Genomic DNA, 14,558 nt, shown 5'->3' on the forward strand with positions numbered 1-14,558 from the left:
CAGAGCAATTAAAGATGCTTTGGCGTTAGTCCAGTCTAATGATCTGGTGGTCTATGAAGCTTTAAAAGTTAGAAACTTGGTTAAAAACCGTAAACTTGCTAAATCTATTTCTGATGCTTCTTGGTATCAATTCACTGAATGGTTGAATTATTTTGCTAAGATTTATCGCATCGTTTGTGTTGCTGTGCCTCCCCATTTCACCACTCAAGACTGTTCAGTTTGTAGCACAAGAGTTCAGAAATCATTAAGTACCAGAACTCATCAATGTCCAAACTGTAAAACAGTCTTAGATAGGGATCATAATGCAGCAATTAATATTCTTAAAAAGGGTTTGAAATACTTGGGAGAACATCTCAACGGTACTGTAGGGCATACAGAAACCGACCCAAACGCCTTGGGAGAGTCCGACCTCTGGGTTCTCAATGGTAACATTGAGCATTTAAGTCGTCTCGTTGAACAAGGAATTTCTAGCAGTGATGTGGAAAGAATCCCCCGTTACAACGCAGTTTAACGGGGGAGTATGTCAATATAGTAATTTAGATGCTTAGCAACCTCCGAACTCCGAACTCCTAACACCGAACTCAGGTAGCTAGTTTGAGCGAAGCTGAAAGATGTGAATAGCCCATCTTGAAAAATTTTATGTTATGCTTAATATAAATATAAACTTGTCAATCACCCATGTTTGTCCTTAACTGCACCAAGACCTGTAAACAAAATCAAAGCCTAACGGTCTGTTAAACAGTTGACAAACGATTCAAGGGAAGCAACTATATCACAGGAGCCTTGTGCCTGATGGACTATTTAGATAAAGTTCTAGAAAAGTTAAAAGAATTAGCACAAAAGCTAATTGAAACGTTATTAGGCCCTCAAGCCGAACCCGAACCCGAACTGATCCCCATTCCAGTTAACGACCCCCAGCGTCGCCGTCATCGATAAGTGGGTTTGGTGTGTCCAATCAATCTTTCAAAAAATTAAGTCTCCTGGTCATTCACGGGCCAAACCTTAATATGTTGGGTGTTCGTGAACCAGGAATCTATGGTTCTGTGACCTTAGAAACCATTAACCGTCTTCTAACTGAGAAGGCGGAATCTTTGGGTTATAGGTTATCCATAGTCCAATCTAACCAAGAAGGAATCTTAGTGGATGCCATTCAAACCGCCTTGGGGCAACATCAAGGGATAGTGATTAATGCAGCAGCTTATACTCATACTAGCGTGGCTATTCGAGATGCTCTATCAGCCGTTAAAATACCAACAGTAGAGGTTCATTTAAGTAATATTTATCAAAGAGAAAGCTTCCGTCATCATTCCTATATTGCTCCTATTGCAGTAGGACAAATTAGCGGTTTTGGAGCAAATAGTTATCTCTTAGGACTAGAAGCTTTGCACCATTATCTTAACCAAGAATAACCATATTGAAGAGACGATGCGGTTAATTGTATTAGCATTAATGTTAATTGGGACAGTTGTTAGTCTGTTACAAAATCAGCAACCCATTACCCTTTATTTTTTGGGAACTGACAGTAACACAGCTTTATTTTCACTGCAACTTCCATTGGGCATTTGGATCATTCTATTTACTGTAGCAGGAATCATTACCAGTTTACTGATTCAATTTTTAACGCGATCGCCTGTTTCTTTGTCCCCTAAACCACCCCGTAACCGTCGTCCCCGTACCCCAGAACCCCCTGAAACCCCATATTCTAGACCTGAAACTAAAAAATCTGATTGGGAAACTTCTCCACCACCAGAATGGGAACAGAGCATAGAAGAAGAGGAAGATGAGTGGGATATTGAAGAACCACCTATAGAAAATACAATTCCCCGTCAACCAGATAAAGTTGAAGATATACGTTCAGAGTTTGAAGTACAAAAACCCCCCAAAGCAGTCTCTCAAGAAGGAACCGTCTATTCCTACACCTATGGAGAATTAAGCTCGCGCGCCTCCTCTCAACCATCTCCCGAACCCCCGAAACCGAAAGAAAAGCCCCCATCTCCTCAACCTCGTAAGGAAGTTTATGATGCTCAGTATCGTGTTATCACCCCTCCTTATAGAGCTTCTCAAGAGCCTAATGATGAAGATGAGGACAATGAAGAAAATTGGATTTGAATATCTTTCACTCTTGTCCTACTATGATTGTTAGTGGAAATTCTGGGTTTTTACTTTTTTATGAATTCTAAAAAGTTTTATCTTGTAACTGATGCAAGTATTATTTGTTCTTATTTAGTATCCAAGTGGGTTGATGCTTTCGGAAATATGCCAGAATTTCAAGGAGTAATTGTCAAAGAAGAACCTCAATCCCAAAATGTACTCAAAGCTAGACAAGATTTTCATAATCGGTACTTTGACTTAAACAATTTTATAGTTGATAGTCCTCAAAAAATTGCTGATTTATCTCAAGAAATTGCTGATTTATATCCATCTTTTGATCAAACAGAAAAATCTATGATCACGAATTATGGGGTTGCTAAGTATTCTGTAACTGGGTATGATAAAACTTTTTGTTTGGGGGATAATTTGAATGGAAATAATGTGAAAGAGTGGCTGATTGAAGTCTCCGAAAAATCTTCTACCTTTATATTTGTTTGTGCGACTCAAATACTGAAGTCATGGTGGATAGAACTGACGAATTCTCAAGTTTTTAATTGTCATTCTGCTGTCTTACCTTTTGCCCGAGGAATGTATGCTATAGAAAATATTGCTATTCAAGAAAATGTATCTGAATTTAAAAAAGCTGCTGGCACTACTATTCACTACATCGACGAAGGTGTAGATACAGGAAAAATTATTAGAGCGCAGAGAATTATGAATCCATTTCAATTTGACTCTATCTGGGATCTCAAAGCTTACAGCTACTTGCTTGGTTTTGACTTATATGTGAAAACTGCTCAAGATATTTTAGCTGACAGTGAAACTATTCAAGTTGGAATTTCTCCTAACCCTGAATTATTGGGGCCAAATTTCTTAATCAAGGATTTTACCCCAGAAAAACAAAGACAGGCAGAACAATCTTATTTATCGATGAAAAACTCTTTATAGGGAAAAAATGACCAATGATTGAGATTCAAAAGATCCTTGACAAAGGACGAGGTGTTATATGCACCCAACAAATACTAAAAGGGACAGTGATTGAAATAGCTCCTGTTAGTGTTATTCCCCATGAACAAATATGCAAGATAGACGGAACAGAAGTATTCAAATACTATTTTGTCCAGGTTGATGAGTATGCTGATAGTTCTGTTTACAAAGCATATCTTGTTTTTGGTTTAGTATCATTATCTAATCATAGTGAAGATCCTAATTCTGAAGTCTCTTGGGTTGAAAATGAGGTTGGTTTGTGGTGTCATTGGATAGCTACAAAAAATATTGAACCTGGTGAAGAGGTAACATTATGCTATGCAAATTTTGAGGAATATCTTGACATACATTCCACTGACTAAAATCTAACTCAGATTATTGGCCTATCAAGAAAAAATTAACCCCATCTCAATATTTTAGATGGGGTTAGATAAGGGTTTCAATCAATCAATATTTATTTGCGAGCGATTAAAGTTAGCTCTCCACTAGCTAAGTCTAAGGGGAAGTTATGAGCATTGCGCTCGTGCATCACTTCCATCCCAATACCAGCACGGTTGAGAACATCGGCCCAGGTGCCAATTACACGACCTTGAGAATCTAACACAGACTGATTAAAGTTAAATCCGTTAAGGTTAAAGGCCATGGTACTAACTCCCATCGCAGTGAACCAAATACCAATAACTGGCCAAGCACCTAAGAAGAAGTGTAAGGCACGACTATTGTTAAAAGAGGCATATTGGAAGATTAAGCGACCAAAGTAACCATGAGCAGCCACAATATTATAGGTTTCTTCTTCTTGTCCAAACTTATAACCGCGGTTTTGGGATTCGGTTTCTGTGGTTTCTCGAACTAAACTAGAGGTGACTAAGGAACCGTGCATAGCGGAGAATAACGCACCACCAAACACACCGGCAACTCCTAACATATGGAAGGGGTGCATTAAAATATTATGCTCAGCTTGGAAAACGAACATAAAGTTAAATGTCCCACTGATGCCTAAAGGCATACCATCGGAGAAAGAACCTTGTCCAATGGGATAGATTAAGAAGACAGCAGTAGCTGCGGATACAGGCGCGCTATAAGCAACGCAGATCCAAGGACGCATTCCTAAACGATAAGACAGTTCCCATTGTCTTCCCATCCAGCAGAAAATACCAATGAGAAAATGGAAAATGACTAATTGATAAGGACCGCCATTATACAACCATTCATCGAGGGATGCTGCTTCCCAAATGGGATAAAAATGTAAACCGATGGCATTGGAAGAAGGAACTACTGCTCCAGAAATAATATTATTTCCATACAGTAATGATCCGGCTACCGGCTCACGAATGCCGTCGATATCAACGGGAGGTGCAGCAATGAAAGCAATGATAAAACAGATGGTGGCGCTTAATAATGTCGGGATAAGAATAACACCGAACCAACCTATATATAGACGGTTATTGGTGCTAGTTATCCACTGACAAAACCGCTCCCATGGGGAAAGATTTTGGCTTTGTATAGTAGTTGTCATGGCTGAATAATAACGAAATAACAACAATAATTTGAGGACAGATTGTATCAATGATTACCTGACCTTGTTATGTACAAGTATATTTACATTCGTTGACAATGATCCACTTTTTTTTGTATATTTTTATTTCCTAAAAATGAAGTTTTATTGTTTTTTGTAAAGATAAACAACGAGTTATTAAATAAATGTAAATAATTTAACAATCGCAAAAGTCCAGGGACAATGATTGATTGTCGGGTAGGAAAATCCAGTAAAATAGGAAATAGTAGGGGTCAATAGTTATTTAAACGAAGAGGTTAAGGCTCATTATATCAACTTAACCTCTAACAAGTAGACAAAGAGACACTTATTCAGCCCATTATCTTTACTGTTAATTAAAAATTTATGTCTAAGGCCAAACTTTTACAGCCTGATTTGATTTTAGGGGATACCATCCTTGGTTTAAGCCAAGACGTTTTGGATCATTATCACATTAAAGGGTTAGTCTTAGATGTAGATGAAACCCTGGTTCCCCTCAAAAAAGCCCACGTATCTGAAGACTTGAAACAATGGATACAGCACATTCACCAACAAACTCCTATTTGGTTAGTGAGTAATAATCTCAGTGAAAATCGTATTGGCCGTATTGCTAACTCTTTAGAGTTACCCTATTTATTAGGGGCTGTAAAACCCTCTCGACGGAAACTGAGAAAAGCTATCCGCGCTATGGAGTTACCCATTCCTCAAGTGGCCATGGTGGGCGATCGCTTATTTACGGATGTCTTGGCCGGAAACCGTCTGGGAATGTTTACTATTCTCGTTGAACCAATGGTTGATCCTGCGATCGCTGCTCGTTCCTATCCTATCCATAATTTTGAAGTTTGGCTGTCTCAAAAACTTGGGATTTCTCTGATGTCTTCGCAACATAAGTTTATGAAACGACATAAAAAGAGAAAAAAGTAAATATAAGAAAACAAAGGAGACTAGATATGAATAACTCACAATTAGCTTCTAATTCTTTTGGTTTAGTCCCATCATCTGAGACTGATGATTTGATGGTTACTCAGATTCTCAGTCTTACTCCAGGTCGAATTCGCCTACGAGTGGATTTATCTGGACATTCTAGGGAGGAAGTCAATTTAATGGTTGTTAGTCTTGACAATCACTTAGCTATTGAAAAAGTGAGGATCAATATTGAGATTGGTAGTCTTACTATTTTTTATGATTCTCACTCAATTAATACTGTAGAAATTATTGAGCAACTCAAAAAATTGGGGTTAACTTTTTCTGAAAAATCCATAACTTCCTCACCTTTTATACCTAGTTCTTCAAAAACTGCTATCCACATCAATCAAATGGGTAATAAGGTTAACCAGGTTATTAAACAAGGGAGTAATAATATGGTTGATTTAGGGGTGATTGTACCTTTAGGTTTTGGTTTATTAGCTTGGCGACAATTAATTTTAAAAGGATGGCAATTAGAAACAATTCCTTGGTATGTGTTAGCTTGGTATGCTTTTGATAGTTTTATAAAGTTACAAAATACCGAACAAAATTCTCAAGATATCTAAATAATTCATTTTAGTTAGTCAATCTTTTACCGTGAATTAGGTGAATGATATTATCAATTAAAACTGATTATCTATAAGCCAACTGAGGAGGTTATTAAACAATGGATAAATTAGAAAAATATAGCTCTATTATACAAAAAATATTGCAAGAGTATGCTCAATTTAGCCAAGATAAAGATATTGAAACTGAATTGATTTTTGATACCATTAGACATCATTATCAAATTGTTAATGTGGGTTGGAAAAATGATAATTGGATTTATGGTTGTATTTTACATTTAGATATTAAGAATGATAAAATATGGATTCAACATAATGGAACAGAAATAGAAATAGGGGAATAATTAGTTAAATATGGTGTTCCTAAATCAGATATTGTTATTGGTTTTCATCCTCCTTTTAAGCGACAATTTACCGAATATGCAGTTAATTAAAGAGTTATGTTTTATGTTAGGTTTCGTCTCTTAATTCAACCTACAAGATCAGCGATCGCACTAAAATCGTGGGCAAATTCCCAAAAATTGGCTATAATATAAAAAACTACAGTAAATTTTAACTATATTAAAGTCTTAGTAATCACATCAAAGAAAATTATATGACAAGAAACATAGTTTTAAGTACAGAAGAAGCAAGAAAAGAAATATCAGATAATCGGACATATCCTGCTTGGTTAGAAAATCAACATTCTTTACCTTTTAATAGTTTGTCTTCTGATGAGTTTGAAATCTTGTCATATTTACTTCTTTGTAAAGAAAATCCTGATGCAAAGGTTTTTTACTACGGAAAAACTGGAGATGCAGGACGAGATATTGTTATAGAAAAAACTGATGGAACAAAAGAGTTAATACAATGTAAATGTTACTCAAATAATGTAGGTTTAACTCAAATTAAAGCAGAACTGGCTAAACTTTATTGTAATGTTTTTTATGATAAAATACCTATTAAACCAGATAAAATTATATTTTTTGTAGTTCCAGATATTACAGCACCTGCTCAAGATTTTATAGATACTGAAAGTCATTGGTTACAAAATGTAGAGGAAATTATAAAAAAGCATCTTAAGATTCAGAAAAACCCTGAAATTGATTATAATTTGCTAGAATTTGCTCGACAATGGTATCCCCCTAGAGAAAAACAAATTGGTGTAGATTTAACTCAAAGAATTAAATTTTTTCCAGAACTCATTGAAGAGTTTTTTGGATTCAAAAAAGTTATAGATACGGAATCTCTCAAACCTTTAGAAAATAAATTAGATAAACATGATGAAAAATTAGATAAAACTAATGAATTAATTAAACAACTATCAAAGCAACTAAGTCAACATCAACTTTTAGTATCACCAACTTTAGATAATGCTCCTGAACTTTTCCAAAAGATAATTAATGATATAGAAAGCAAAAATCCACTTTTAAAAATTAATCTATCTGCCAATTCTGAGATAACAAGAATTGTAATACAAGCTAAACAAACTGTACCGATAGGAACTCTTACTTTTGATAAATCTCCAGGTGGAATTAAGGGTCAAAATAAATATTTATCTTTAATTAATGAAGGTCGAAATATAGAATTACTACCAGGAGAATATAAATGGGTTTGGGATGATCAAATTTCTCTCCCTGAAATGGATGGTAATTTACAAATTATTCCTAATATTCCAGATAAAAAAGTTCCTGTTAAAATAATCTTAACTCAAGACAATGTTGAAGTTTTTTCTATTGATTTTGCCAATTTATCAATAGTAAGAATGGGAAAATTAGAATTGGAGTTTAAAATAAGTAGCACATTCTTACTTTGTGAAATAGGAATGATTGTTAGTTTTTTAAATAACAAAGTTAATATTTATAATGTTGATTACTTTGATCTTACTTCTATCTCCTCACATCACGATATCCAAAAAGTTATTAATTTTTTTGAACTAATCACTTTGATAAACAAAGGAGCAGAATTAAGTATTTTTTCACTAGAGTATGCTGAAAGTGCTTTGTTTGATCGTGGAAAAGCAATGGAAAAATTTGACGACATAGAAAAAGCTGACAATACATTAAATATCTTTAGAAAAATTCAGAAAATTAATAAAGAACTAAATTTAAACATTCATTTTCCTACTTCCGATAATGATTTGCGGTATATAAACGAACTTTTTGACTATCTGGAGACAGGAAAAATGACAATTACTAACAGCTCTTTAAATATAAAAAATACTACTCGTAAAAACATAAGAATTCTTGAAAATTCATCACAAGGAATACTAAGATTAGATATGTCTTATGGCAATACTCAATATGAAATTCAAGAAAAGGAAATCTTAATTAACCTAGAAAACCATTATTTAGAAATTAAATCATCTGCTATCACCAAGATTAAAGAATTAGAAAATAATATTCAAAACTTATCTGATAATGATTTAATAGATGTTGAAATTTATTTTAGTAAAGCAGTTTTATCCAAAACTTGACTTCCTGAATTTATAGAAGCATAGAGTAAGTGATTAAAAACTTACCCTTAATAATTACAAGCTCAACCTACTTAACGGTTTTTTAAGCCTTATGTCCACTCCTGTTATACATTATTCTTTTTGAGTTGCTTGTAATTGTTGAATTTGCTCAAGAGATAAACCCGTTAATTGAGAAATTAGTTCGATATTTAAGCCATTTTCTATCATATTACAGGCAACTTTCTCTACACCTTCTTTGATACCTTCTTTAATACCTTCTTGCATTCCTTCTTCCTTACCTTCTCGTAAAATGGCTTGATACATGGTTGACTCTTTCATGATGTCACTCCTTAAAATTCGTTGAATGTCCTTCTCTTCTAATACTAACCCAGATAGAATAGCAGTTGATGCTGACAAATTAGCTTGAACTCGACTATTGTTAATTTTTTGTAATTGATTAGCTACATCTTCTAAAGTGTCTAGTTTATTTTCGGTTTGACTCAAGACAGCAAAGGGTAATAAACCCTGAGATGAAAAGAATAATTCTGTTGGTTGTTCCCATAAACGAATTACATTAAATTGATGGGTTGTTTTCTCTAAGGAAAAAGTATCTTGATACACTAATTCTGAGGCTGTTTTTCTGAGATAAATGACTACTTGAGTCATTATTTTGTTAGGATAACGACGATGGACTCTTAACCGATAATCTGCCATTCTAAAGGGGATATTAACATCAGTATTAGTTTGAAATTCTGTGTGTAGTACAAGATCATTAGATTGACGTAAAATAATAGAATCGGCCCGTATTGGTTCGAGAGATAGTTCTTTAGGACTTAATTCTACTAACTCAATAGGTTCTCCTAATAGCCAAGTGGCGATATCTTCGGAAAATTCTTCAACTATAAATTTACAAATATTGTCGTACATAGTTTTACAAGCGATCGCACTTTATCATAATTCTAAACTTTCTCTTGATGAGTGCCAAAATCTAGCGATACTAATCTGTTTCTTAGATTCTTCGACTCGATAAATAATACGATAGGGTTTAAGAATTAATTGACGTAGGTTAGGATTATTCAATTCAGGTACTATTTGACCTCTCAATGGAAAGTTACTTAGTTCTTTAGCTTTACTGAGTAATTGCTGGCCTATTCTTTTTGCTGCTTCAGGATTATTAATCGAAATATAACCAACAATTTTCTCTAAATCATTAACTGCTTTGGGGGAAAAAATTACTTGGTAGTCCATGAATCTATCATTTTTTCAACGTCTTCTATGGGAATACCTTTTCCTTGATCAATTTGCTCCAGTCCTTCTTGTACTGCTGCAATAAATTCAATTTCTTGAGCAATTTCTCTTAAGGAAACATCTGATGGTAAACGTTTTACCAGTTCGATAACGGCTTCTTTGTTACTCATGACACTTTACACATTAGGTAACAGTATGAACTTTATTCTAGCATTAAATTCAAAAAGAAGTACAACCCAACCTATAAATATAAAAGACAAGAATAAGTTATGTTGGGTTTCGTCTCTCAACCCAACCTACAAGATCAGCTAAATCATAAATCATTTAAGATCATTCACTTTGACTTTATTTTCTTGTTTGTTTTGACTGTGTTTTCTCCTAGAAACTTTTGTATAAACTTTTCCTACTCTAGTAGTTGAAGCATCAAAATAACGATCAATGACTTCCTCTCCTGCTTCAATTTTTTGTTCAAGTTCATCGATTGAAATCTTTTTCATAAAGCTTTCTCTCCTGTTTGGTACTTTTCCAATAGGTAATTAACCAAATATATTCTCCCTCCTCATCATAGCGAATCTCATAGATAACAGACAAGAGGGTATTTCCTAGATAACCAATAGCGATAAATTGTTCAGGATTATCATTTTTTATTCTTTCAATATAGTAACCTGTAAAGAGGCTGATAATGTCTTCTAAAGCATAGCCTCTTGTTTGTTCCAAAAGTTTACTTTTTCGATCATCCCAGTCGAAACGCATAATTTACCGAAAAATAGTTAATAATAGGGTGAGTTATAAAAACCCACCCTAAACCATCAGAAACGAAACCTACTTGACAGAAGTTTCAGCCTCAATATTGGCGGCCTTACTGTGTCCATTCCCGTTACTTATTTCTAACTGCCTGGCAGCTAAATATTGATACATTTGCCAACGAGTATTAACATCTGCTTGCGCTTCTTTTAGTAGTTTTTTGGCAGCATCTGGTTTACTTCTGGCTAACATTTTGAAACGGTTTTCTTGATACATTGTTCGTTCAATGGGAATCTTGGGACTTCTCATATCTAACTGTAAGGGGTTCTTTCCTTCTCCTATTAAGTCGGGATGATAACGATACAATAACCAGCGTCCACTATCTACAATCTCCTTCTGATAACTCATAGCAGTGGTCATATTGATACCGTGGGCGATACAGTGAGAATAGGCAATAATCAAGGATACACCCTCATAAGCTTCTGCTTCTAAAAAGGCTTTGATACTATGCTCATTCTTTGCACCCATAGCAACACTGGCAACATAAACGTTACCGTAGGTCATGGCCATTAACCCTAAGTCTTTCTTGGGTGCCGGTTTACCTCCAGCAGCAAACTTGGCAACAGCAGCGCGAGGTGTGGCTTTAGAAGCTTGTCCCCCTGTATTGGAATAAACTTCGGTGTCCATGACCAAAATGTTAACGTTGCGTCCACTGGCTAACACATGGTCTAACCCACCGTAACCAATATCATAGGCCCAACCGTCACCACCGATGATCCAAACACTCTTTTTAACTAAATAGTCTGCTACGGACTGCAACATGGTTATTTTAGCTTGGCCAGACTCATCTAAGTTACTGTTGCGCAACAGTTCTAATAACCGTTGTTTAAGGATAGCAACCCGTCCCCGTTGTTCAAAGATGTCTGCTTCATCTCTCTGTTTTGCTTCCAATAACTCTTGCGCTAGGGTTTCTCCAATATCAGAGGCTAAACTTTTCACCAACTCCATAGCAAACTCTGCCTGTTTATCAATGGAAACTCGGAACCCTAAACCGAATTCTGCGTTATCCTCAAATAGAGAGTTAGACCATGCTGGACCCCTTCCTTCTTGGTTATGAGTCCAGGGAGTGGTGGGTAAGTTACCGCCATAAATAGAAGAACATCCCGTTGCGTTGGCCACTACCATGCGATCGCCGAATAACTGAGTGGCTAACTTCAGATAAGGGGTTTCACCACATCCTGCACAGGCACCAGAAAACTCAAATAAGGGTTCTTGCATCTGTTGATGGCTTATTTTATTGAGTTTCAGGGTATTGCGGTCTGGATTGGCTATAGATAGGAAATAGTCCCAGTTTTCCCGTTCTTGTTCCCTGATAGGTAACTGTGGAGCCATATTAATGGCTTTTAGTTTGGGTTGGGATTTATTTTTGGCGGGACAGACATCAACGCAAACACCGCAACCGGTACAGTCTTCGGCAGCGACTTGGATGGTAAACTTGAGTTCTGTTTTCTTCCAGTCTAAGTCTTTAGCTGGCGCGCTTTTGAAGCTGGCCGGGGCATTAGTAAGGGCTGTTTCTTCATACACTTTAGAACGAATAACGGCATGGGGACAAACTAAAACACATTTACCACATTGAACGCAGACATCTTCCTCCCAGACGGGTATCTCTTGGGCAACATTACGTTTTTCCCATTTTGCGGTGCCACTAGGGTAAGTTCCATCGCAGGGTAAGGCACTTACGGGGATGTCTTCTCCTTGTCGGGCCATCATTTTACCTAAGACATCTCGGACAAAAGCGGGGGCTGTGTCTGGGATGGGATGATCGATATTGGGGGCGTTATTATCTACGGTGATGGGAATAGTTACTTGATGGAGATGGTCTAAGGCAGCGTCAACTGCTTTCATGTTCATCTCGACGATATGTTCTCCTTTTTTGCCGTAGGTTTTGCGGATATATTTTTTGATCTGTGCGATCGCTTCTTCCCTGGGGAGGATATTAGCAAGGGCAAAGAAGCATACTTGCATTACTGTGTTTATTCTGCCTCCCATCCCTGCATTTTTGGCTACTTCGTAGGCGTTTATAACATAAACTTTGATGTTTTTGTTAATAATATGTTCTTGCACAGGACGGGGTAACTGTTGCCAGACGTATTCGGGTTTGTAGGGACTATTAATGAGAAAGGTTGATCCTTCTATGGCAGGTTCTAAGAGATCAAATTTATCTAAAAATTCCCACTGATGACAAGCAACAAAGTTGGCTTTATTAACTAAGTAGGTTGAACGAATGGGATCGCTTCCAAACCTTAGGTGAGATACGGTAACTGAGCCTGATTTTTTGGAGTCGTAAACGAAATATCCTTGAGCATAGTTATCGGTTTCTTCTCCAATAATTTTAATTGAGTTTTTATTAGCACCGACTGTTCCATCTGATCCTAAACCATAAAAGATTGCTCGGACAACGTTATCTGGTTCTGTGGAGAAGTTAGGATCGTAATCAATACTGGTATTGCTTAGATCGTCTTTAATACCAACAGTAAAATGATTTTTTGGGTTATCTAATGCTAGGTTATCAAATACTCCTTTAACCATAGCTGAGGTAAACTCTTTGGAGGATAAACCATATCTACCTCCAACAATTTTTGGTAGGGGCATTTGTTGACAATTTTCCATGAACCCTGTTATGACATCTACGTATAAAGGTTCTCCTGCTGCTCCAGGTTCTTTTGTACGATCTAATACAGCAATTTTTTTTACTGTTTTGGGTAACTCTGCAATTAATTTTTCAGCAGCGAAGGGACGATATAAGCGAACTTTTAAGACTCCTATTTTTTCCCCTTGACTCAATAAATAATCTACGGTTTCGTGGACTGTTTCACAACCGGAACCCATTAAAATTATTACTCTTTCTGCTTCAGGATCTCCATAATATTCATATAACTTATACTGCCTTCCTGTGAGTTGGGCAAACTTATCCATAGCTGTCTGTAAAATGTCGGGATAAGCTGCATAGAAGGGGTTTACTGTTTCCCTGGCCTGGAAGTAAACATCAGGGTTTTGTGCTGTTCCCCGAATAACGGGGCGATCGGGGGTTAAGGCCCTATTGCGGTGGGCGATCACCCATTCGTCTTTGATCAGCGATCGCAGTACCCCATCATCTAATAATTCTACTTTCTGTACTTCGTGGGATGTCCTAAACCCATCAAAAAAGTGTATTCCAGCTACTCTTGACTCATAACTGGCTGCGGTGGTGATGGCTGCGAAGTCTTGGGCTTCTTGCACGGATGCAGAGGCGATCAAGGCTAAACCGGTACTCCGGGCGGCCATTACGTCTCCATGATCTCCGAAAATAGATAAGGCTTGAGATGCGAGCGATCGCGCTGCTACATGGATCACTGTTGCGGTTAGTTCCCCGGCTATTTTGTAGAGGTTGGGGATCATCAATAATAAGCCCTGAGAGGCCGTAAATGTGGTCGTTAAGGCCCCTGTTTGCAACGATCCGTGGACTGCCCCGGCTGCCCCTCCTTCGCTTTGCATTTCCACGATGGAAGGGACAGTTCCCCAAAGGTTGGGTTTGTCTGTAGAGGCCCAAGCGTCTGCCCATTCTCCCATAGGTGATGAGGGTGTGATGGGATAAATGGCGATCACTTCGTTGAGACGATAGGCAACTCTGGCAACTGCTTCGTTGCCATCGATGGTAGCGTAGGTTTTACTGTTCATGGTGTTCTCTCTATTTAGCGATCGATCAGTTGAAGTGGTAATTTTTGTTGCAAAGACTTGACAAGTTTGGGAAGAAATATCAGAAAACGATTAATTTCTGGGGGATGATTAATACAACATAGTGGTTATTTTTGAACGGGTTTTGTCATGGGGGTTAATGATGAGACTTCTACTTTTATGATCGAACATAATCCAAGAGAAAGAACAATTTATTATCTTTTTTTAATACAGTTATTTTAGCCATTAGTTTTGTTATAATAATAAGTACAAA

At 36.8% G+C, this 14,558-nt stretch carries 16 protein-coding genes and 1 pseudogene; 10 read left to right on the plus strand and 7 right to left on the minus strand.

Annotation, left to right across the window (positions count from 1 at the left end; all coding sequences use genetic code 11):
- The 6 genes from QNJ66_RS21100 to QNJ66_RS21125 form a co-directional block, all read left to right on the plus strand.
- The coding region (locus QNJ66_RS21100; RefSeq protein WP_300510485.1) for a transposase at positions 1-511 on the plus strand (511 nt) is incomplete at its 5' end.
- 281 nt (positions 512-792) lie between these two features.
- Entirely contained in the window at positions 793-936 is a 144-nt protein-coding gene (locus QNJ66_RS21105) for a hypothetical protein (RefSeq protein WP_300510487.1), read from the plus strand.
- Positions 937-947: 11 nt separating this feature from the next.
- Positions 948-1,409 carry a type II 3-dehydroquinate dehydratase gene (aroQ, locus tag QNJ66_RS21110; protein WP_300510489.1) on the plus strand — a complete coding sequence of 154 codons (462 nt, stop codon included), beginning with the start codon at positions 948-950 and terminating at the stop codon, positions 1,407-1,409.
- Between the two features lie 16 nt (positions 1,410-1,425).
- Positions 1,426-2,109 carry a LapA family protein gene (locus QNJ66_RS21115; RefSeq protein WP_300510490.1) on the plus strand — a complete coding sequence of 228 codons (684 nt, stop codon included), beginning with the start codon at positions 1,426-1,428 and terminating at the stop codon, positions 2,107-2,109.
- A 60-nt stretch (positions 2,110-2,169) separates the two neighbouring features.
- The gene (locus tag QNJ66_RS21120; protein WP_300510492.1) at positions 2,170-3,039 is read left to right on the plus strand and encodes a formyltransferase family protein; all 870 of its coding nucleotides are present in this window, start codon (positions 2,170-2,172) and stop codon (positions 3,037-3,039) included.
- 14 nt (positions 3,040-3,053) lie between these two features.
- On the plus strand, positions 3,054-3,440 hold the full coding sequence (locus tag QNJ66_RS21125; RefSeq protein WP_300510494.1) for an SET domain-containing protein-lysine N-methyltransferase: 387 nt from the start codon (positions 3,054-3,056) through the stop codon (positions 3,438-3,440).
- A gap of 92 nt (positions 3,441-3,532) precedes the next feature.
- Here the strand turns inward: QNJ66_RS21125 and psbA are convergent, their stop codons facing one another.
- A complete protein-coding gene (gene psbA, locus QNJ66_RS21130) occupies positions 3,533-4,594 on the minus strand; it encodes a photosystem II q(b) protein (RefSeq protein WP_300510496.1) in 1,062 nt (353 codons plus the stop codon).
- A 384-nt stretch (positions 4,595-4,978) separates the two neighbouring features.
- Between psbA and QNJ66_RS21135 the strand changes: the two genes are divergently transcribed.
- The 4 genes and pseudogenes from QNJ66_RS21135 (at position 4,979) to QNJ66_RS21150 (ending at position 8,599) form a co-directional block, all read left to right on the plus strand.
- A complete protein-coding gene (locus QNJ66_RS21135) occupies positions 4,979-5,536 on the plus strand; it encodes a YqeG family HAD IIIA-type phosphatase (protein ID WP_300510498.1) in 558 nt (185 codons plus the stop codon).
- 26 nt (positions 5,537-5,562) lie between these two features.
- Positions 5,563-6,144, plus strand: coding sequence for an HMA2 domain-containing protein (locus tag QNJ66_RS21140; protein ID WP_300510500.1), 582 nt, complete (start codon positions 5,563-5,565; stop codon positions 6,142-6,144).
- Between the two features lie 101 nt (positions 6,145-6,245).
- A pseudogene (locus tag QNJ66_RS21145) lies at positions 6,246-6,578 on the plus strand (XisI protein).
- 161 nt (positions 6,579-6,739) lie between these two features.
- Positions 6,740-8,599: a restriction endonuclease gene (locus QNJ66_RS21150; RefSeq protein WP_300510502.1), complete on the plus strand. Its 1,860-nt coding sequence runs from the start codon at positions 6,740-6,742 to the stop codon at positions 8,597-8,599.
- 111 nt (positions 8,600-8,710) lie between these two features.
- On the opposite strand, the gene QNJ66_RS21155 is transcribed toward QNJ66_RS21150, so the two are convergent.
- From QNJ66_RS21155 to nifJ, 6 genes are all read right to left on the minus strand, one after another.
- Positions 8,711-9,505, minus strand: a complete 795-nt coding sequence (locus QNJ66_RS21155; protein WP_300510504.1) for an Rpn family recombination-promoting nuclease/putative transposase — start codon at positions 9,503-9,505, stop codon at positions 8,711-8,713.
- A 24-nt stretch (positions 9,506-9,529) separates the two neighbouring features.
- Positions 9,530-9,826 (minus strand): type II toxin-antitoxin system RelE/ParE family toxin, encoded by a 297-nt coding sequence (locus tag QNJ66_RS21160; protein ID WP_300510506.1) that lies wholly within the window; start codon positions 9,824-9,826, stop codon positions 9,530-9,532.
- The gene (locus QNJ66_RS21165; RefSeq protein ID WP_300510508.1) at positions 9,811-9,996 is read right to left on the minus strand and encodes a hypothetical protein; all 186 of its coding nucleotides are present in this window, start codon (positions 9,994-9,996) and stop codon (positions 9,811-9,813) included. Before QNJ66_RS21165 ends, QNJ66_RS21160 begins: the two co-directional genes overlap by 16 nt.
- 150 nt (positions 9,997-10,146) lie before the next feature.
- Positions 10,147-10,323 carry a hypothetical protein gene (locus QNJ66_RS21170; RefSeq protein WP_300510509.1) on the minus strand — a complete coding sequence of 59 codons (177 nt, stop codon included), beginning with the start codon at positions 10,321-10,323 and terminating at the stop codon, positions 10,147-10,149.
- Positions 10,301-10,579, minus strand: coding sequence for a hypothetical protein (locus QNJ66_RS21175; protein WP_300510511.1), 279 nt, complete (start codon positions 10,577-10,579; stop codon positions 10,301-10,303). Before QNJ66_RS21175 ends, QNJ66_RS21170 begins: the two co-directional genes overlap by 23 nt.
- A 69-nt stretch (positions 10,580-10,648) precedes the next feature.
- A complete protein-coding gene (gene nifJ / locus QNJ66_RS21180) occupies positions 10,649-14,287 on the minus strand; it encodes a pyruvate:ferredoxin (flavodoxin) oxidoreductase (protein ID WP_300510513.1) in 3,639 nt (1,212 codons plus the stop codon).
- Between the last annotated feature and the right edge of the window lie 271 nt (positions 14,288-14,558).

The sequence above is a fragment of the Crocosphaera sp. genome, from assembly GCF_030064895.1.
Classification (GTDB): domain Bacteria; phylum Cyanobacteriota; class Cyanobacteriia; order Cyanobacteriales; family Microcystaceae; genus Crocosphaera.